General features: G+C 70.3%; 19 protein-coding genes. 11 read left to right on the top strand and 8 right to left on the bottom strand.

Annotation, left to right across the window (positions count from 1 at the left end; translation table 11 throughout):
* Positions 1 to 286 precede the first annotated feature (286 nt).
* Positions 287 to 871, bottom strand: a complete 585-nt coding sequence (locus JK364_RS09110; protein ID WP_201849439.1) for a TetR/AcrR family transcriptional regulator — start codon at positions 869 to 871, stop codon at positions 287 to 289.
* A gap of 100 nt (positions 872 to 971) precedes the next feature.
* On the opposite strand from JK364_RS09110, the gene JK364_RS09105 reads away from it, so the two are divergent.
* The 3 genes from JK364_RS09105 (at position 972) to JK364_RS09095 (ending at position 2,544) form a co-directional block, all read left to right on the top strand.
* Entirely contained in the window at positions 972 to 1,451 is a 480-nt protein-coding gene (locus JK364_RS09105; protein ID WP_201849437.1) for a nuclear transport factor 2 family protein, read from the top strand.
* Between the two features lie 185 nt (positions 1,452 to 1,636).
* Positions 1,637 to 2,260, top strand: coding sequence for a class I SAM-dependent methyltransferase (locus tag JK364_RS09100; RefSeq protein WP_201849435.1), 624 nt, complete (start codon positions 1,637 to 1,639; stop codon positions 2,258 to 2,260).
* Positions 2,257 to 2,544, top strand: coding sequence for a hypothetical protein (locus JK364_RS09095; protein WP_201849433.1), 288 nt, complete (start codon positions 2,257 to 2,259; stop codon positions 2,542 to 2,544). The genes JK364_RS09100 and JK364_RS09095 overlap by 4 nt, the downstream gene beginning before the upstream one ends.
* Positions 2,545 to 2,645: 101 nt before the next feature.
* On the opposite strand, the gene ctaD is transcribed toward JK364_RS09095, so the two are convergent.
* Positions 2,646 to 4,421, bottom strand: a complete 1,776-nt coding sequence (gene ctaD / locus JK364_RS09090; protein ID WP_201849431.1) for an aa3-type cytochrome oxidase subunit I — start codon at positions 4,419 to 4,421, stop codon at positions 2,646 to 2,648.
* A 617-nt stretch (positions 4,422 to 5,038) separates the two neighbouring features.
* Here ctaD and JK364_RS09085 point away from each other — a divergent pair.
* Entirely contained in the window at positions 5,039 to 6,055 is a 1,017-nt protein-coding gene (locus JK364_RS09085; RefSeq protein WP_201849429.1) for a sporulation protein, read from the top strand.
* Positions 6,056 to 6,193: 138 nt separating this feature from the next.
* Here JK364_RS09085 and JK364_RS09080 read toward each other — a convergent pair whose 3' ends face one another.
* Complete coding sequence (locus tag JK364_RS09080; RefSeq protein WP_201849427.1) at positions 6,194 to 7,465, bottom strand: cation:proton antiporter; 1,272 nt, start codon at positions 7,463 to 7,465, stop codon at positions 6,194 to 6,196.
* A gap of 4 nt (positions 7,466 to 7,469) precedes the next feature.
* Positions 7,470 to 7,940: a cation:proton antiporter regulatory subunit gene (locus JK364_RS09075; protein ID WP_201849425.1), complete on the bottom strand. Its 471-nt coding sequence runs from the start codon at positions 7,938 to 7,940 to the stop codon at positions 7,470 to 7,472.
* A gap of 179 nt (positions 7,941 to 8,119) precedes the next feature.
* Here JK364_RS09075 and JK364_RS09070 point away from each other — a divergent pair, with 179 nt between their 5' ends.
* The gene (locus JK364_RS09070) at positions 8,120 to 8,542 is read left to right on the top strand and encodes a hypothetical protein (RefSeq protein WP_201849423.1); all 423 of its coding nucleotides are present in this window, start codon (positions 8,120 to 8,122) and stop codon (positions 8,540 to 8,542) included.
* A gap of 253 nt (positions 8,543 to 8,795) precedes the next feature.
* Positions 8,796 to 9,206, top strand: a complete 411-nt coding sequence (locus JK364_RS09065; protein WP_201849421.1) for a VOC family protein — start codon at positions 8,796 to 8,798, stop codon at positions 9,204 to 9,206.
* A gap of 218 nt (positions 9,207 to 9,424) precedes the next feature.
* On the opposite strand, the gene JK364_RS09060 is transcribed toward JK364_RS09065, so the two are convergent.
* Both JK364_RS09060 and JK364_RS09055 read right to left on the bottom strand, forming a co-directional pair.
* A complete protein-coding gene (locus tag JK364_RS09060; RefSeq protein WP_201849809.1) occupies positions 9,425 to 10,414 on the bottom strand; it encodes a zinc-binding alcohol dehydrogenase family protein in 990 nt (329 codons plus the stop codon).
* 176 nt (positions 10,415 to 10,590) lie between these two features.
* Complete coding sequence (locus JK364_RS09055) at positions 10,591 to 10,809, bottom strand: MbtH family protein (protein WP_201849419.1); 219 nt, start codon at positions 10,807 to 10,809, stop codon at positions 10,591 to 10,593.
* Between the two features lie 170 nt (positions 10,810 to 10,979).
* Between JK364_RS09055 and JK364_RS09050 the strand changes: the two genes are divergently transcribed.
* The 4 genes from JK364_RS09050 (at position 10,980) to crcB (JK364_RS09035) (ending at position 13,543) form a co-directional block, all read left to right on the top strand.
* The gene (locus tag JK364_RS09050; protein ID WP_230991634.1) at positions 10,980 to 12,146 is read left to right on the top strand and encodes a polyprenyl synthetase family protein; all 1,167 of its coding nucleotides are present in this window, start codon (positions 10,980 to 10,982) and stop codon (positions 12,144 to 12,146) included.
* Between the two features lie 175 nt (positions 12,147 to 12,321).
* A complete protein-coding gene (crcB, locus tag JK364_RS09045) occupies positions 12,322 to 12,840 on the top strand; it encodes a fluoride efflux transporter CrcB (RefSeq protein ID WP_201849412.1) in 519 nt (172 codons plus the stop codon).
* A complete protein-coding gene (locus JK364_RS09040) occupies positions 12,837 to 13,172 on the top strand; it encodes a DUF190 domain-containing protein (RefSeq protein ID WP_201849410.1) in 336 nt (111 codons plus the stop codon). Before crcB (JK364_RS09045) ends, JK364_RS09040 begins: the two co-directional genes overlap by 4 nt.
* The gene (gene crcB / locus JK364_RS09035; protein WP_201849407.1) at positions 13,169 to 13,543 is read left to right on the top strand and encodes a fluoride efflux transporter CrcB; all 375 of its coding nucleotides are present in this window, start codon (positions 13,169 to 13,171) and stop codon (positions 13,541 to 13,543) included. Before JK364_RS09040 ends, crcB (JK364_RS09035) begins: the two co-directional genes overlap by 4 nt.
* A 381-nt stretch (positions 13,544 to 13,924) precedes the next feature.
* Here the strand turns inward: crcB (JK364_RS09035) and JK364_RS09030 are convergent, their stop codons facing one another.
* Together JK364_RS09030 and JK364_RS09025 are read right to left on the bottom strand one after the other, a co-directional pair.
* Complete coding sequence (locus JK364_RS09030) at positions 13,925 to 14,860, bottom strand: LysR family transcriptional regulator (RefSeq protein WP_201849405.1); 936 nt, start codon at positions 14,858 to 14,860, stop codon at positions 13,925 to 13,927.
* A 129-nt stretch (positions 14,861 to 14,989) separates the two neighbouring features.
* Positions 14,990 to 16,093: a sulfotransferase family protein gene (locus JK364_RS09025; protein WP_230991633.1), complete on the bottom strand. Its 1,104-nt coding sequence runs from the start codon at positions 16,091 to 16,093 to the stop codon at positions 14,990 to 14,992.
* A gap of 601 nt (positions 16,094 to 16,694) precedes the next feature.
* Here JK364_RS09025 and JK364_RS09020 point away from each other — a divergent pair.
* Positions 16,695 to 19,499: a helix-turn-helix transcriptional regulator gene (locus tag JK364_RS09020; RefSeq protein WP_307841216.1), complete on the top strand. Its 2,805-nt coding sequence runs from the start codon at positions 16,695 to 16,697 to the stop codon at positions 19,497 to 19,499.
* Positions 19,500 to 19,538: the final 39 nt, after the last annotated feature.

Here is a 19,538-nt window from a genome sequence, read left to right as displayed (position 1 = left end):
GCGGGCCAAGCGCCTTTGACCGCCCACGGCCAAGGTTCACGGAGAGCCCGGACACGTTCCTCCGCCCGAGCAACGGGGTGGTGCTCACCCAGCCACTGCGCGACCCGCCCGAGCGGTGAGCACGTCCTCTCCTTCGGTCACGGCCGCGGCTGGCCGCGATCCCACTTCACGCCCCGCACCACCGACCCGCAGATCGTGATCGACGAATGCTTCTGGCGGTGATTCTCCCGCGCTGGAGTCTTTGAGCCGGGAGGAGTTGCAAGGTCGGTCGAGTTCTTCAGCGTGTTCAATCGTGATCGTCAAGCGCGGCTTCTCCGGCTCGGTCGGCTGTCCGCGAGAGCCCGGTGAGTACGACGTCGATGGCGCGGTCCAGTGTTTCCGAGCGGGTCTGCATCGTCGCTGATGCCTGGGCCAGCCCCCGGATGAGGAGGTAGACCTCCTCGACGGTGACCGAGGGCCGGACCGCTTCGATATCCTGCGCCCGCCGCAGGAAGTCGCTGACGACGGCTTTCAACCGGTCCGACGCGGCGATTGTGTTGCCCGGGAGGTGCTGGCGGCCCGTCAGGGTCGATGCGAGGGTCAGCTTCGTGGCGCCGCTTTCGATCATCGTCCGCACCAGGGCGCGGAAGGCGGCGGCGGGGTCCGTATCGGCGGCGAGGGCGTCGGCGCGCTGGATGAGTTTGTCGAAATGTCGCAGCAGCGCTGCCTCGATCAGTTCCTCTTTGGTCGGAAAGTGGCGAAAGACCGTGGCGATGCCGACACCGGCTCGCCTGGCCACCTCCTCGGTCGATCCAGCGGGCCCCTGTGTGCCGAAGACCGCCTCGGCCTCGGCCAGGATCCGTTCCCGGTTTTCCCGCGCGTCCTGTCGCATGCCTGCATCCTCCCCGTTTACGCCCGGTAGGGACTTTAACCGGAGTCTGGACTTCGTTACTCTTACCGAAGTCCAGACTCTGGTTACTTCTGGGGATGCCATGCCAAGTCCATCCGCACCGGCCGATGTCGTCCGCGCCGTCGCCGCCGGGGTCAGCCTCCTGATCACCGGCAACCTCACCGAGCGGGAGAGGCAGGCGCACCTCGATCACCTCGCCGGCCTGTACGCCGAGCACACCGATGTCCGGCATCCGCTCGCGCCCACCGGCGACACACCTCTGCGCACCCGAGCCGAACTACGGCGGCACTTCGCTGACGCATCGGTCCAGACACACGGAGCCGACCGGTTCGAGCCCGTGGGGCAGGTCCACGAAACCGCGGATCCCGAGGTGGTCGTTTTCGAGTTCAGCTACGTCGGTGCGGTGAACGGCCGCCCCTTCGCGTTGCCCTGCGTCTTTGTGACACGCGTACGCGACGGCGTCATCGTCGAATCGCGCGACTACGCCGATCACGTGGGCATGGCCCGCGTTTTCGGACGGCTCGACCATCTGGCAACCGCATTGGCCGCCGACTCCCGATGAGGTCCGCCACGGACACGGCGCGCTCCGCATCGGCCTTCCAAGCGCTTGGCCGCAGGTTCGAGTCCTGCCGGGGGCGCGCCCGACCCCCTCCTCCACGCACGTACCGGGGGGCTTCTCGCTGCTCAGAGCACGTATAGCCCCAGACACACAGAAGCCGGTCGTTTGAATGAGGAGGGCGTAGCGGGATGCGGTCGGGAACGCCCAGTGCTGCGGGCTACGGAGAGGATGCCGAGGGACTCGCCCGTCGGTACGAGAGTGTGGCATTCGAAGTCGTGCACGAGGAGTTCCTGCCGTGGCTGCCGCCGGCCCCGAGCAGGGTTGTTGACATCGGTGCCGGCAGCGGCCGCGACGCTGCCGCGCTGGCCGCCCGTGGACATCAGGTCGTAGCCGTAGAGCCCACACGGGAGCTGCGGCGGATCGGGCAGCGCCTCCACGCGGATGCGGCAATCGACTGGATCGACGACGCGCTTCCCTCTCTCAGCGGTCTCCGCGGGCCCTTCGACTTCATGCTGCTCTCCGCGGTGTGGATGCATCTGGACGAGCAGGAGCGCGTCGATGCCATGCGGCGGCTGGCCGAGCTGGTGGCACCGGGAGGATGTGTTGCCCTCTCGCTGCGGCACGGTCCGGTTCCTGCCGGGCGGCGCATGTTCGCGGTGTCCGCGGCCGAGACCGCGGCGCTCGCGGGACGGTTCGGCCTGGCCACGGTGCACCGCAGCGAGGAACCGGACTGCCTCAGCCGGGAAGGCGTGAGCTGGAGCGCCCTGGTCTTCCGCGCGGAGCGGCACGCTGCGCCTGGGGTGAGCCGATGACGGTGGACTTCTACCGAAGCGAGCCGAACGCCCGTACGTCTTGGCGGCTGGCCGTCCTGATGGGCGCCAACTCCCGAACGTACAAGTTCGCCTTCGGGGCCGCGCTGCTGGAGTACGCCGCACAGGACAGAGCCGAGGTGACTCTGGACGAGCTCGCCGTGCCTTACGCCATGGGCCTGGTGGCGCCCCTCACCGAAGCACCCCAAGCCCCGTCAGGGCTCGGCCGCCGTGGAAAGCCCCTCCAGAAACGCTCGTTGGAAGCGTTGAGAATGCGCAGCCGGTAGCGTCGCGGCTCGACGGCCGGTAAAGGGGACGCCTTCTTCAGCGGAGGGGTCTGCGGCACCGAGGTGTCCGTGGACCCCGTCCCGCGTGCCGGAGACGAGGGTCAGTCCTCGCGGCCCTCGGTTTCGTCGCCCGTTTCGGGGCTCGGTCCGCCGCCGGTGCGGTCGTCCTTGGTGCCGAGGTCAATCGGGGCGCCCATGACCTCGGAGAGGGGCGGTCGGTCGGTGATGGGGACCTCGTGGGGGGCGACCTCGGGGTGGTGGAGGTCGAAGGCGGGGGATTCGGAGCGGATCTTCGGCAGGGTGAGGAAATTGTGCCGGGGCGGGGGGCAGGAGGTGGCCCATTCCAGGGAGCGGCCCCATCCCCAGGGGTCGTCGAGTTCGACCCGCTTCCCGTACTTCCCGGTTTTCCACACGTTGTAGATGAACGGCAGCGTGGACAGGCCGAGGAGGAACGATCCGATGGTGGAGACCGTGTTCAGCGTGGTGAAGCCGTCGGCGGCCAGATAGTCGACATAGCGACGCGGCATGCCGATGACGCCGAGCCAGTGGTGGACCAGGAAGGTGGTGTGGAAGCCGATGAACAGGGTCCAGAAGTGGATCTTGCCGAGGCGTTCGTCGAGCATCCTGCCGGTGAACTTGGGCCACCAGAAATAGAATCCGGCGAACATCGCGTAGACCACCGTACCGAAGACCACGTAGTGGAAGTGGGCGACGACGAAATAGCTGTCGTGGACCTCGAAATCCAGCGGAGGCGAGGCCAGGATCACCCCGGTCAGCCCGCCGAAGAGGAAGGTGACCAGGAAGCCGATGGCCCACAGCATCGGCGTCTCGAAGGAGAGGGAGCCACGCCACATGGTGCCGACCCAGTTGAAGAACTTCACCCCGGTCGGCACCGCGATGAGGAACGTCATAAAGGAGAAGAACGGCAGGAGTACCGCTCCGGTGGCGAACATGTGGTGGGCCCACACCGTCGCGGAGAGGCCGGTGATGCCGATGGTGGCGCCCACCAGACCCATATAGCCGAAGACCACCTTGCGGGAGAACACCGGAATGATTTCGGTGATGATGCCGAAGAACGGCAGGGCGATGATGTAGACCTCGGGATGGCCGAAGAACCAGAAGAGGTGCTGCCACAGCACCGGACCGCCGTTGGCCCCCTCGAAGACGACCGCGCCGAATTTGCGATCCGCCTCCAGCACCAGCAGGGCGGCCGCCAGGATGGGAAAGGCGAGTAGCACCAGGATCGAGGTGAAGAGGATGTTCCAGGTGAAGATGGGCAGCCGGAACATCGTCATTCCCGGGGCGCGCATACACACGACGGTCGTGATGAAGTTGACGGCGCCCAGGATCGTCCCGAAGCCGGAGAGGGCGAGGCCCATCACCCACATGTCGCCGCCCACGCCCGGGGTCCGCGCCTTGCTGCTGAGCGGGGTATAGGCCGTCCAGCCGAAGTCCGCCGCGCCACCAGGGGTGAGCAGACCGCCGATCACGATCAGCCCGCCGAAGAGGAAGAGCCAGTACGAGAACATGTTCAGCCGGGGGAAGGCGACATCCGGGGCGCCGATCTGGAGCGGCATGATCTCGTTGGCGAATCCGGCGAAGACCGGCGTGGCGAAGAACAGCAGCATCAGCGTGCCGTGCAGGGTGAAAGCCTGGTTGTACTGCTCAGGGCTGATCAATTGCAGTCCGGGCCGGGCGAGTTCGGCCCGCATGACCATGGCCAGAAGGCCGCCGATCAGAAAGAAACCGAACGCGGTCACCAAGTACAGGTGTCCGATTTTCTTGTGGTCCGTGGTGGTGAGCCAGTCGACCACGATTCTGCCGAGTTTGGTGGGTTCGGCGGGAGCTTCAAATTCGGGCTTGGTTGTCGTCGCCATGTCCGTGTCCGCTCCTCGGCCGTCTGCATGGGTGGGCGGCCGGCGGCACCGGCCGACGAATTCGTTGTATCGATTCGCCCACCATTACCCGAAGCGGAATGGCTATTCGGACCCGACTCGCCGTAGCGGCCGGGTCATTCACCGGCGTCCTGGGTGCGGCTCGCGGACCGGTCTGCGCCGCCATCGCCGGATTCCCGCGCTCACGACGATTGCCACGGCGCTCAGCAGCGCCGATCTCACCCGTCGCACACGTGACATCGGTTTCTCCCGTCCTCTGGGATGAGTCGCACCGGTGGGATGAGTCGCACCGGTGGGATGAGTCGCACTGGTGGGATGAGTCGCACCGGACTCCGCGGGCCCGGTCCGAGTTACCCATGGCCGGAGGGCCCATTCAGATAGCTCTCCGTGAGCGGATGAACACCGAGCCGGGCCGTCGGGCGCGTCGCCGGCCGGGGCCGCACCACTCCTGGCCGATTTTGCCGCCCCAGGACGCGCACATGGGAATCCCTTTACCTTCTCGTTCGTTCCACGCATGCCCCCCACGGAACTCGGAACGAACGCCCCCCCCACACGGAACAGAGAACGATCACAGTGACAGTGAAGGAGTGAACGCCGCGATGGTGTTCAAACGCGTGCTCGGCTCGCTCGGGGCCGGCGGGCCCGTCATGGACACGATCCTGGACCGGGAGCCAGTGCGCCCCGGTGGGGTGGTGCGGGGGCATGTGCGGCTCCGGGGTGGATGCGGTGCCTGTGATCTCGAGCACCTCGCGCTGGAGCTGGTCGCCGGGGTCGAGGCCGGGTACGGCGGCGAGGAGCACGAGGGCGGTGTGGTCTTCGACCGCCTCCGACTCGGCGGCGGGTTCCGGCTCGACGCGAGAGAGCACAGAGACATTCCGTTCACCATTCACATACCGTGGGAAACGCCGCTCACCGAGGTGTCCGGGCAGCCGCTGGGTGTCGTCCTGGGCGTCCGGGTCGAACTCGCGACGGCGGGCGCGAAGGACCACGGCGATCCGGAGCCGCTGATCGTGTGCCCGCTGCCGGTCCAGGAGGCCGTACTGGGGGCGCTGGGGCGGCTCGGCTTCGGCCTCGTCGCCGCCGATCTGCGGCTCGCCCATATCGCGGGCACCGGGCAGCGGCTCCCCTTCCACCAGGAGATCGAGCTCACCCCGGCCCCTCAGTACCTCCACGACGTGAACGAGATCGCGCTGACCCTTCTCACCGGGCCCGACGGCATGGAAGTCGTCCTGGAGGCCGACAAGCGCGGCGGGGGCTCTGGCGCCCAGGGCCGCCACACCGTGCGCCACGAGGGCCTCGAGCGGCGCGACTGGCCCGGTGAGGTCGACTCCTGGATCCGGGCGCTCATCGAATCCCGCGCGACGCATACCGCCCGCGATGGCCGCACCGGTGCGGCCATCGCGGGCGTCGCGGGCGTCACAGGCGTCACGGCCGGTACGGCGGCGGCGGGCGGGGCCGTGGGCGGCGGCATGGTCCCGGCCGGGCTCGGCGACGCGTTAGGGAACTTAGCGGGCTTAGGCGACTTAGAGAATCCAGAGGGCCCAGGGGATCCAGAGGGCCTAGGGGGCACAAAAGACTTAGGGGGCCCGGGGTCCGAGCAGGAGGACCGGGGCTGAGCCGTGGAGCGACGCGGAGGGCCGCGAAGGGCCGCGGATCTTCCCGCGGCCCTCCCTGTACGAACCGAGTACGAACCGAGTACGCACCGAGTGCGTACGCACCGAGTACGTACGCATCGAGTACGCACCGACGAACGGCTATGAGCGGCGCCCCACCGCGTCCGGGTCGTCCACCGCCTCCCGCGGCCCCTCCGCCGCACCATCGCCCCCGCCCTCGACCGCCGCGGCGTCAGCCGGCTCGCGGCGCGCCGCCAGCCGGGCCGTGACCCGCCCGGCGACGGGCTCGGTCCAGCGGGCGGTGAGCGGGCCCAGGATGACCAGGATCAGGACGTACGCCGTGGCCAGTGGACCGAGCGACGGTTCGATACCAGCCGTGACGGCGAGCCCCGCGATGACGATCGAGAACTCGCCCCGGGCCACCAGCGTGCCGCCCGCCCGCCAGCGGCCCCGGCCCGAGATCCCGGCCCGCCGCGCCGCCCAGTAGCCGGTGGCGATCTTCGTACCGGCGGTGAGGACGGCCAGCGTCATGGCGGGCAGCAGCACCGGGGGAATGCTGGCCGGATCCGTGTGCAGGCCGAAGAAGACGAAGAACACGGCGGCGAACAGATCCCGCAGCGGGCTGAGCAGATGGTGCGTACCCTCGGCGACCTCCCCGGACAGGGCGATGCCCACCAGGAACGCGCCGACGGCCGCCGACACCTGGAGCTGCTGGGCGATCCCCGCCACCAGCAGCGTCAGCCCGAGCACCACCAGCAGCAGCTTCTCGGGGTCGTCGCTGGAGACGAAGCGGGAGATGTGCCGTCCGTAGCGGACGGCCAGGAACAGCACCAGACCGGCCGCGCCGAGGGCGATGGCCAGGGTGACGCTGCCCGCCGCCAGGCCCGCACCGGCCAGCAGGGCGGTGACGATCGGCAGATAGACGGCCATCGCCAGGTCCTCGAGGACGAGGATGCTGAGGATCACCGGGGTCTCGCGGTTGCCGAGCCGGCCCAGATCGCCGAGCACCTTGGCGATGACGCCGGAGGAGGAGATCCAGGTGACGCCGGCCAGCACCACGGCGGCCACCGGCCCCCACCCCAGCAGCAGGGCCATGATCGCGCCGGGCAGCGCGTTGAGCGCCGCGTCGACCAGCCCGGCCGGGTACTGGGTCTTGAGATTGCTGACCAGGTCGCTGGCGGTGTACTCCAGCCCGAGCATCAGCAGCAGGAGGATGACGCCGATCTCGGCGCCGATCGCGACGAACTCCTCGCTCGCTCCCAGCGGCAGCAGCCCGCCCTCGCCGAAGGCCAGTCCGGCCAGCAGATACAGCGGGATCGGGGAGAACTGGAACCGCCCGGCGAGCCGCCCCAGCAGCCCGAGGCCCAGGATGACCGCACCGAACTCGATTAGAAAGATGGCAGACGAATGCATGGGCTCACTCCCGCCCAAGTATCGCCGCGGCCGTCTCCACACCCTCGCGGGTGCCGATCACGATCAGCTCGTCCCCGCCGGCCAGCCGGAAGTCGGGGGTCGGGGAGGGGATCGCCTCCGCCCTGCGCAGCACGGCCACGATCGAGACGCCGGTCTCCGTCCGCATCCGCGTCTCGCCCAGCACCCTCCCGTTCCAGTACGACGTGGACGACAGCTCGATCCGCTCGGCCACCAGCCCCAGCTCGGTGGTGGACAGCAGATTCGGGCTGTGATGAGTTGGCATCAGAACCCCGACGAGCGCCTCCGCTTCCCCTGGGGTCAGCCTGGTGGACAGTGCACACTCATCGGGATCCTCCTTCCGGTACGCACTCAGCGTCCGTCCGCCGTCGCGATGTGCGATGACCGAAAGCCGCCTGCTCTCTCGTGTCGTCAGGTCGTAGCGAACCCCGATGCCGGGCAATGGCGTACTGCTCATGCGCGGAGCGCCCACAATCATCCCTCTCGTCGCTCGATTCTTGTGCCACCCTAACGAATGGCAAAGAATTGGTAATGACGGCAGGTGTGCGAGGGTGCGATGGGACGATGCCGACCGCGTATGGGTGGGGCGACCATCGATCTACGAACAGGATGGTGCCCAGAGGAGGGGTGGTGCCCATGATCGAGTGGAGGCGGCTCAGCACCGGGATCAGGCCAGTACCCGATCCGGTCGCCACTCCCGTCATCTGGGGCGGGGCCTCCCTGGGCGCGCTGCTGCTGGTGGCGACCCTGAACTTTCTCGGCGGCCACGGCCGCCCGATGTTCGCCCTGGTCGCGCTCTCGCTGCTGGCCGCCCTGCTGGGGCTGTGCGCGCGCTTTGTCGCGGCGCCCGGTACGGCGGGGCTGTGCTGGCTGTTCCTCAACGGCTTCGCCATTCCGCCCGCGGGGCAGCTCTCCTGGGCGGGCGGCCGCGACGCCCGCTGGCTCGCCTGTCTCCTGGCGGCGGCCGTCGCGGGCACCGCGCTCGCCCGCATCGTCAACGCCCGGGCGGGATACCGCCGCATCAGCCCGCTCGGCCGCCGTCCGGGGTCGCCGGAGTGAGGTGACCGGTCCGCGAGGCGACGCGACCGGCCCGCGGGTGAGGCGGCCGGTCCATAAGTGAGGCGGCCGGTCCGCGGGTGAGGCGGCCGGTCCGTGGTCGTAGGTCCCACGGCCGTGGGGAGGTCCGGCGAGCGGCCGATGCCCCGGGGCGAGCCCATCCCTAGGCTCGGGGCGCGGCCCGGCGATCACGGTGCCGTCGATGCGTTCGCCCACGACGAAGTCGATGCGTTCCCCCACGACGAAGGAGGCGCCCATGCCCGCCGACGGTCAGAGCCACATCCGCATCGCCCGCCCCTCCCGTGACCTCGCGGCGGCGGAGCGCTTCTGGTGTGCGGGGCTGGGGTTGAGCGTGGTGTACCGGGTCGAGGGCGGTGACCGGGCCGGGGAGCACGATCTGCTGATGGTGGGGTGGCCGGACGCCTCCTGGCATCTGGAGCTCGTCCACGAGGCGGCCCACCCCGTGGAGCCCCGGCCGACCGAGGAGGATCTGCTGGTGGTCTACCTCGACGAACCGGTCCCCGAGGAGTTGGTGGACCGCCTCACCCAGCACGGCGGCACCCGCGTCAGCTCCCCCAATCCGTACTGGAACGAATGGGGCGTCACCATCGAGGACCCGGACGGGTACCGCCTGGTGCTGTGCCGCCGCGGCTGGTCGAATTCCTGAGGCACCGAGGTTTCCCAGGCCCGGGGCCCTCGCGCCGCGGGGTGTCCGGCGGACCACGCGGCGGAGCCGCGATACCGATGTCGCATGTCGCAGGAAGGGGCGAAGCCCGGGTTTCGGGGTCTGGGGCGAAGCCCCAGTTGAGGGAAGGGGCGGGGAGGGGAGCAGCCCGCCGCAGGCATCACGATCGGTCGGACAGGGCACCCCCGCAGCCCCCCCCCCTAGCGCGGCATCGTCAGGACCGCCACACCGTTGACGCGGTCGGCGGCGAGGTCGTCGAGGGCGGCGTCGGCCCGGTCGAAGGGATACGGCGTGATCGTGGCGCTGATGCGGTTCTCGGCGGCCGCGGCGAGGAATTCACGCCCGTCCTCCCGGGTGTTGGCGGTGACGCTGCGGACGGTGCGTTCCCGGAAGAGGTGCCGCTCGTAGTCGAGTGACGGGATGTCGGTGAGGTAGATACCGGCGATGCTCAGCGTGCCGCCCGCGTCCAGGGACTCCAGGGCGACCGGGACCAGCTCGCCCACCGGGGCGAAGAGGATGGCGGCGTCGAGCGGCTCGGGCGGGCGGTCGTAGGCGTCGTTCGCGGAGGCGGCGCCGAGGTCCAGGGCGAGCGCGCGGGCGGCGGCCGAGCGGGTCAGGACGTGGACGACGGCGCCCCGCGCGATGGCGACCTGGGCGGTGAGGTGCGCCGAGCCGCCGAAGCCGTAGATGCCGAGCCGGCCGCCGGACGGGAGGTCGGCCCGGCGCAGCGCGCGGTAGCCGATGATCCCGGCGCACAGCAGCGGGGCGAGCTCCTCGTCGCGGTATCCGGAGGGCAGCTCATAGGCGTAGGCCGCCGGTACGGTGACGTACTCGGCGTAGCCGCCGTCCGCGTCCCAGCCGGTGTACTCGGAGAACGGGCACAGGTTCTCCCGGTGCCGGAGGCAGTAGCGGCAGCGGCCGCAGGTGCGCCGCAGCCAGGGGACGCCGATCCGGATTCCGGGGCCGGGGCCGTGCGCCCGCGAACCCGCCGCGACGACCTCGCCGACCGCCTCGTGACCGGGGACGACGGGGCTGCGGTGCGGGGGCAGATCGCCGTCGCGGACATGCAGATCGGTGCGGCAGACGCCACAGGCCCGGACCCGGACCAGCAGTTCGTCCTCCGCCGGCCGCGGAACCGGCAGCTCCACCTGTTCGATCCGGCCCGGGGCGGGGACCACCCATGCCCGCATGGTCGCCGGAAGGTCGACGTTCGCGTCCGTCACCTCGCCAACGTAACGCCGTGAGCACCGTGGCGACCGTAAGGCACGCGTTACGGCCATGCGGCGCCAAAAAGGGAAGAGATACGACCGGAAACTGCCACCCGCGTGCGGACCCGATCAGGCCGAGGTGCCGTCCATGGCCTTGATCAGGCCGAAGTGCCGTCCATCGCCTTGATCAGGCTCGTGGGGCGCATATCGGTCCAGTGCCCATTGACGTAGTCCAGGCACGCCTGGCGGTCGTCCTCGCCGTGGGCGACCGTCCAGCCCGCGGGGACCTCGGCGAAGGCGGGCCACAGCGAGTGCTGCCCCTCCTCGTTGACGAGCACGAGATAGCGGCCGTCGGGGTTCTCGAAGGGGTTGCTCATCGCTGGTCTCCTCGCTCACGGTCGGCGTCGACGAGCTTGACGGTACCGGCAGGGGGTGGGCACCGGCCGAGGGGTTCCCCGGGGCCTGGGGAAAAGCCTGGGATACGGAAAATGGCACCTTCCTGACGGAATTCGGGGTTCCGGGGCGCCCCTCGCCTACGGTCCGCGGCATGGTCGCGTCCGCCAGAACCGAGCCCAGGGGCTCCATGGCCATGGAGCTCACCATCGGCGACCCCGCGCTCACGGCCCGGCTGGAACGCGGAATGGACGCCTCGGAGAAGTGGCTGCGCGCTCTCGCCGCCGAGGCCCGGGACCCATGTGTCGCCGAAGTCGCCGGACATCTCTTCGGCCCCGGAGGCAAGCGGCTGCGCCCGCTCCTGGCGCTGGTGGGCGCGGAGTTCGGCGAGCGCGCCCGGGGCATCGCTGCCCCACCCGCCGCCGTCCTGTCCAGCGCCGACCCATCCGCCACCGACCCGGCCAGCGCCGACCCATCCGCCGCCGACCCATCCGCCGCCGACCCGGCCATCGCCGATCCGGCCGCCACCGACCCGTCCCCCGCCGTGGAGGCCGCCGCCCTGGCCGAGCTGGTGCATGTCGCCTCGCTCTACCACGACGACGTCATGGACCAGGCCCGTACCCGGCGCGGAGTCCCCAGCGTGAACGCCCGCTGGGGCAACACCACCGCCGTCCTCGCGGGCAATTGGCTGCTGTCGAAGGCGGCCCAGCTCGCCGCGGAACTCGGCCCGGAGACCATACGGTTGCAGTCCAAGGTCACCAATCGGCTGATCATGGGCCAGATACGGGAACTCGTCGGCCCCTCGGACGACGACGATCCGCTCTCCCACTACTTCACCGTGGTGGCCGGGAAATCGGCCGCGCTGATCGCCATGGCCCTCCAACTGGGTGCGGTCCGGACGGGCGCCCCGGAGCATGTCGTCCAGACGCTCGCCGAATACGGAGAACATCTGGGCATCGCGTTCCAGATATCCGACGACATCCTCGACATCACCTCCACCTCCGAGGTCTCCGGCAAGGAGCAGGGGAAGGATCTCGCGATCGGGGTCGCCAGCCTCCCGGTGCTGCTGGCGCTGGCCGACGAGCGGCCGGAGGCGGGTGAGTTGCGCGCCCTGCTGAGCGCCGCCACCGCGGGCCCGGAGGGCGCCGGGCTGCCCAGGGCCGTCGCGCTGCTGCACCGCTGCGGGGCGCTGGCGGAGGCGCGCACGGTGATGAACGCCCGGCTGCTGCGCGCCCGGACCGCGGCGAACAGACTGCCGGACGGTCCGGCGACCCGGGTTCTGCACGCGCTGTGCGACTTCGTGGCGCGCCGGGATCACTGACGGGCTTCCTCCGTAAGGCGCCCATACAGCGCCCATACGGCACCCGTACGGCACCCAGACAGCGCCCGCAACGTGCCCATACGGCGCCCGTAAGGCGTCCATACCTCTCGCTCCGCCCCCTCCCCTCCACCAGCCCGGTCGGCCGGTGTCCGCGTCACGACGTAATCTGAGCCGTATGGGCAGCTCACGGTCAGATGTGGTGGACGAGCCCATCGACCCCGATACCGGCCCGGCCCCGCCCGCCCGGCACAGCCCGTGGCGAGGACAGGGCCCCGTGGTGGGTGTGGTGGCGGTGGGCGGCGCGTTCGGGGCGACGGCCCGCTACGGCGCGTCGCTGCTGTGGCCGACCCCGTCCAGCGCCTTCCCCTGGACAACCCTGCTGGTCAACGCGGTCGGCTGCGCGATCATCGGCGTCTTCCTGGTGCTGATCACCGAGATGTGGACGGCCCACCGGCTGGTGCGGCCCTTCTTCGGCACCGGTGTGCTGGGCGGCTTCACCACCTTCTCGACGTACACCGTGGACTTCACCCGGCTGATCCAGGACGGCCGTATCGCGATCGCCTTCGGCTATCTGCTGGGCACGCTCGTGGTGGCGATGGCGGCCGTATGGACGGCCGTGGCGGCGACCCGGCGCGTCCTCGGCGGGTACGGCAGCGGGTACGGCGGCGGCCCCGGCGGGAGGGCGGCCCGATGACCGGCGAGCCCGCGCTGCGACTGACCGTCTTCATCGGCGAGAACGACACCTGGCACCGCAAACCGCTGTCCGCCGAGATCGTGCACCGCGCCCATCGCGCGGGGCTCGCGGGCGCGAGCGTGTTCCGCGGTGTCGAGGGGTACGGTTCCACGTCCCTGATCCACACCTCGCGGCTGCTGTCGCTCGGCGAGGATCTGCCCATGGCCATCGTGATCATCGATACGGAGGAGCGAGTGCGGTCCTTCCTGCCCGAGCTGGAGGAGATCGTGGGTGACGGCCTCGTGGTGGTCGACCCGGTCGAGATCGTGCACCCCCGGGGGCGGGCCCGGTGAACTGGCTGCTGGTGATCGCGGGCGGGATGGTCGGCGCCCCGCTGCGTTATCTGACCGACCGCGCGGTGCAGACACGGCACGACTCGGTGTTCCCCTGGGGCACGTTCCTGGTCAATGTGGTGGGCTGTCTGGTGCTGGGCCTGCTGACCGGCGCGGCGGCGGAGGGGGCGGCGTCCCAGCGGCTGCAGCTGCTGCTGGGCACGGGGCTGTGCGGGGCGCTGACGACGTATTCGACGTTCTCGTACGAGACCCTGCGGCTGGCCGAGGAGGGCGCGCGGCTCTTCGCCGTGGCGAATGTGGGCTTGAGTCTGGTGGTCGGGGTGGGCGCCGCCTTCGCGGGTGTGGGGCTGGCCCACGCCGTCTGGGGCTGATCACAACCCCCGGCGGCCTTACGGCGCGCCGCCGCCCCGCTAGGGGGTGTCCGGCGGGGCTTGGCGCCTGCGGCGGGCTGCTCCCCTCCCCGCCCCTTCCCACAACTGGGGCTCCGCCCCAGACCCCGCTCCTCAAGCGCCGGAGGGGCTGGCAGGCGGGCTCCGCCTCAGACCCCACTCCTCAAGCTCCCCCAGCCACCGCTGGGAGGTGCCCCCTGGAGGGGCCGGAAGGCGGGGCTCCGCCCCAGACCCGGGGTCCAGAGGCGAAGCCCCCACGCGGCGAAGCCCCCCACCCGGCGGAGCCGCATATCGTCAGGTGTCGGGAAGGGGCGGGTAGGGGAAAGAACCGCCGGACGCCCCCTGAGGCAGGCCGCCGCCCCGCTACGGCAGCAGCCGCGTCGTGGTCGGCGGCAGGCCGAACTCCCCTGCGGCCGCCGTCCGCAGATGCTCCAGCATCACCCGGCGCAGCTCCCGCGCGGCCCGGGGCGGCGCGACGTCCTTACGGTGGGCGACGGCGATGGTGCGCTGCATGTCGTGACCCGCGAACGGCGTGATCCGCAGCCCGGACCGGGCCGCCACCATCCCCGGCAGTACGGCGATGCCGAGCCCGGCCCGTACGAAGCCCAGCACCGCGTCCATCTCACCGCCCTCGACTGTGAACGACGGCTCGAAACCGGCCGCCCGGCAGGCCGCCGTGGTGAATTCCCGCAGGTCGTAGCCGCGCCGGAACATCACCATCGGCCGGTCCCGCAGATCCTCGACCTGGATCCGGCGGCGCCGGGTGGGCGGTGGGGACGCGAGTGAGGAGGCCACCACCAGCTCCTCCCGCAGCAGCTCGGTGGCGGCGAGGGCGGGGGCCTGGCCGAGCACCGGGGTGATGATCAGCGCGAGGTCCAGCTCGCCCGCGGAGAGCGTGCGGACCAGGTCCTGGGAACCGCCCTCGTCCACGATCAGCTCGATGCCGGGGAACTCGTCGTGGAAGCGGCGCAGCACATCGGGGACGAAGCTGGCGCACAGGCTCGGCGTGGCCCCCAGCCGCACCCGGCCGCGCCGCAGCTGGGCGACCTCCTGGACCTCGCGGTGCGCGGTCTCGGCGTCGGCGAGGATCTGGCGGGCCAGTGGCAGCAGGGCCTCGCCCGCGTCGGTGAGGGCGATGTTGCCGCGCGCCCGGTGGAAGAGATCGGCTCCCAGCTCCCGTTCGAGGGCGCGGATCTGCTGGGACAGCGAGGGCTGGGCGACATGCAGGAGCTCCGCGGCGCGGGTGAAGTGCCGGGTCTCCGCGACGGTGGCGAAATAACGCAGCTGATGCAACTGCACACCACGATGATAGGCACCGGCTATGGACGTCTCGCCACGGCGTGCCCTCGAGGTATGGACCCCTCGGCAGGGCGCCCCCCGGCGACCGGCCTCCAGGAGGGCGGCCGCCGCCGGGTGACGACATGCGCCCTACTGGTGGGCGACCAGCGCCCGCATCCCCGGGCTACAGGATTCCAGCAGCGAGGTGAGCTCCTCCTCGGCCAGCTTGCCCGCCGCGCCGGGCCGGCCACCGTCGAGGTGGGCGATGGACGCGTCCAGCCAGTCGCGGTGCGGTTCCACCCCGATGAACTCGGCGAGCCGGATCAGCTCCTTCTCCGGCTCCTCCAGCAGGGTCTCGTACGACAGCGCGGTGCACTGCTCCGCCGGGACCTCGTCCAGCTTCCGCAGACCGTCGACGATCGTCTCGGACCACAGGGTGCCGAACGCGCCGATCGGGATGGCACGGTCCCACACCAGCGCCGGGTCGTAGCGGTCGCTCAGCAGCGGGGCCAGGTCGGGCGGGAGCAGGGCCGCGTGCTGCGGCGTCAGCTGCCTCGGGGTCTCGAGACCGCAGTGGACGGCCATCTCCCACAGCATCGGGATCATCCGGAAGCTGAAGTGGCGGCTCATCGAGACGGCACAGTCGGGGCCCTGGCGGTAGAGGTGCACGAAGCGGGCCTCGGGGAAGGCGCGGTGCATCTCGGGTACGCGGCCGATGGACAGGCCGGTGCGCTCGACGACGGCTCCGGGGTTGCCGAACCATGCGCCGAGGGTGGCGAAGAGGGCCGTCCAGTGGTCCGCCGGACGGCGGGTGGGCCAGGTGGTGACCTCGGCCGCCAACTCGTCGAAGAGCGCGTCGGGGTCGTCGGTCAGATGGGGCAGCACCATGACGCTGATGGCCGGGATACCGGTGGTCTCCGCGTCGAACCGCCGCTTGGGCATCCGGTGGTAGAGGAACTCGGGCGGGATGGCGCCATTTTTGATCATGCTATTGGTGACCACATTGGGCCGGGACAGAAATCCCCAGAAATCCGCACCGCTCAGCGGAGCCTCGTCCAGTACCTCCGAGTCGGGAATACTGGCAAACAATTCATTGATGCTGAGGACATCCGGATGAATATTGATGATCTGAGACAGAGCCGTCGAACCGCACCGTCCGGTGCCGACGACAAATGTCAACTTCTGGTTGACCACGCGCACTTCCTCCCGTTTCTCGCTCGGACAACTAGTTGTTTCCCTAGTGGCCGTTCCCATAGTGGCCCATGACACACCGTGGTCGATTCAGTGGCCGCGGCGATGCTAATGGATGCCCAGGGCGACGATGACTCCGACCATGGAACAGGGGAAACACACACAGCGGGATGCGAGAGGGAGAACTCAAGGTTCAGCTGTTTCCTACACTTTTGCGCAACTTTCACATCCGACAGGGGGGTTACCTTCAGGAACCCCCCAACTACCAGCAACGAAGCCCGATCTGAGAGTCGGCTCCGGACTTCACAACTCACCCCTGGGGACGAAACCGTAATCGAACAGTTTCTCCCGTGACGAGACGGTCATCTTTTCGTACCAACGGCACTGCTAGAGTGCGCATCCACCCCATACCCGTGACCCCTGGTTGGCATGCCCAACCAGACCGGGTGGGGCGGGGAACATGCGACACAACCATGCGACATAACGCAGAGCAGCGATGCCGCCGCACAGGGTGCAGCAACGGAAGGGATGAGGGGACCCGAACAGCGGCACGGTAATTTCAAATATCGGGGGACGATGCATTACCAGGTGCGCCATGCACGGTGATTCGCTTTCAAGACCCCTGCGCACACGGAAAATCGGGGAAGGTGTTTCGTACGTGTTGGTGGAGCGCGATCAGGAGATAGCCCGGCTCAATCGGCTCCTCTTCGAGGGCGCCCGCGAGGGAAGCCGGCTCGCCGTCATCAGCGGCGCCGTGACATCGGGAAAGACCGCACTTCTGCACACCATGACGGATACGGCGGGCGGGCGCGGCGTCCGGGTACTTCCCGCGGTCGCCTCCGCCTCGGAGCAGAAGTTCCCCTACGCCGTGCTCGAGCAGCTCTACCAGGGCATGCCGGCCCATCTGCAGCGCTCCCGGCCGCGCCCCGGCCTCGAGGCGCTCCGCGACCCGAACGGCCCGGACCAGACCGAGCTCCCACTGCTCCAGGACTTCCACCGCACCCTCGACGAACTGACCGGCGACGCGCCCCTGTTGATCGCCATCGACGATGTCCAGTTCGCCGATCTGCCGTCGCTGCGCTGCCTGGCGTACGGCATCCGCCGCTGCCGCTCGGAGGCGCTGTCCGTCGTGGTGAGCCGCGGGGCGCTGACCGGCCCCGCCGCCACCACCCTGGACGAGCTGCTGCACGAGCCGAAGGTGTGCCACGTCCGGCTCGCCCCGCTCACCGTCACGGGCGTCTCCACGCTGCTGACCGAGGAGTTGGGCACCGAGGAGGCCGGGCGGCACGCCGTCGCGTACCACGAGATGACCGGCGGCAATCTGCTGCTGCTGCGCGGACTGCTGGACGACCGGTTCTCCCGCCTCACCCGCGGCCCCCTCGACCCCGCGCCCGGCACGGACGCCCCGGTGGCCGGGGAGCTGTTCCGGCAGGCGGCGCTGTCCTGCGTCTACCGCGGCGGCCCGGCCCACCGCCGGGTGGCCCACGGGATCGCGCTGCTGGGTGACGCCACGTCCGTTCCCCTGCTGAGCAGGCTGATCGAGGTCGAGGAGCGGCTGGTCCGGCAGTCCGTCGCACTGCTCACCGAGGTCGGGATCCTGCACGGCGGACGGTTCCGCAGCGACGCGGTGCGCACCGTGCTCCTGGACGACCTGGAGCTGCACGAGCTCGGCCCGCTGCACCACCGGGCCGCCCGGCTGCTGTACGAGGAGGGCGCCGACCCCGTCGACGTGGCCCGCCATCTGCTCAGCCACGAGGCGCCCGCGCCGGTCGAGGAGTGGATCACACAGGCGCTGTGTGACGCGGCCGTGCACGCCATCGCCGCGGACCGCCGCGAACTGGCCATGAACTGCCTCCAGATGGCCGACCGCTACACCACCGACGAGCGCGAGGCGCTTCAGCTCCAGGCCACGATGGTGCAGGCCATGTGGCCGTTCAACCCGCTGTCCCAGATGCGGCGGCTGCAGTCGCTGGCCGGTCCGGCGGGCAGCGGGCTGCTGCCCGCCCCCGAGACCATCCCGGTCGTCATCGGGCTGCTGGGTCTCGGCCGGATGGACGAGGCGGCCGCCGCGCTGAAGCAGCTCAGCCGAGCCGCCGCCGAACACCCGGGCACCGAGCTGGACACCGGGCTGCGCGCCATCCGGCTCGCCCTGTCCTCCACCTACCCCGACCACCCCGAACTGTGGCCCTTCCTGGACCAGGAGGAGGCCGACGACGGCCCGTGGGACGCCCCGCTGTCGCCGGACCAGACCCCGGAGTCACCCCATCTGACCGCGTTCCGCGCGCTGCGGACCGTGCTGAGCCGCGGGGTGGACGAACGCGCCGTACGGGCCGCGGAGCGGGTGCTGGAGACCGTGCGGCTCTCCGACCGGACGATGCTGACGGTGCACGCCGCGCTCCAGACGCTGGTGTACGCCGACCGCCACGCCACCGCCACCTCCTGGTGCGACCGGCTGATCGAGGAGACCTCGGAGCGCGGCGCCAAGGCGCTGCTGGCCTACTTCTGCGTGCTGCGGGCCCAGATCGCGCTGCGGGTGGGACGGCTGCGGGACACGGTCCGGTACGCGGAGCGGGCGCTGGAGGAGCTTCCGGCGCGCGGCTGGGGCGTCACCGTCGGCATGCCGCTGGGGATGCTGATCAACGCGCACACCGCGATGGGCAACCATGACGCGGCGGCCGAACTGCTCGCCCGCCCGGTGCCGGACGAGATGTACCGCAACCGCTTCGGGCTGCACTACCTCTACGCACGGGCCCGGCACCAGCTGGCCACCGGCCGGCAGCACGCGGCCCTCACCGACTTTCGCGCCTGCGGCGAGAAGATGGCCGCCTGGGGCCTGGACTCCCCCGCCACCCTGACCTGGCGGCTCGGCGCCGCCGAGACCTGGCTGACACTCGGCGGCCAGGAGCGCGCGGCGCGGCTGGCGGAGGAGCAGCTGGAGCTGGCCGGGGAGTCGTCCTCGCGCACCCGGGGCGCCGCGCTGCGGGTCCTGGCCGCCACCCGGCCGCTGAACGAGCGCATCGCGATGCTGCAGCAGGCGGTGGGGGTGCTCCAGGCGAGCGGTGGCTGGTACGAGATGGCGCGGGCGCTGGCGGACCTGGCGGAGGCGCACAAGCACCTCGGCGATCTGGACACCAGCCGGCTGATGACCCGTCGGGCCCTGCGGCTCGCGGACAGCTGTGGCGCCGACGAGCTGTCCCGCTCGTTGCAGCGCACTCCGGCCCGTTCGGCCCTGTCGGAGGCGGCCCGTACCGGAGAGGATACCGCCGCCTTTTCCGAACTCTCCGATGCGGAAAGTCGAGTGGCAGCACTAGCAGCTTCCGGCTACACCAACCGCGAGATCGCCGCTAAGCTTTTCATCACGATCTCCACGGTGGAACAACACTTGACCCGTGTCTACCGGAAGATCAACATCAGCCAGCGCCGAGAACTGCCCGCGAGCCTGGATTTCGATGTCGCTTACACCGCCTGATCTCCCCGCGAAGCCACTCGGCCACAACGAGGTTGATGC

This window comes from Streptomyces endocoffeicus (assembly GCF_016741935.1).
GTDB lineage: Bacteria > Actinomycetota > Actinomycetes > Streptomycetales > Streptomycetaceae > Streptomyces > Streptomyces endocoffeicus.
Note: the sequence above shows the minus strand (reverse complement) of the source record. Positions and strands in the feature narration are given on the sequence as shown.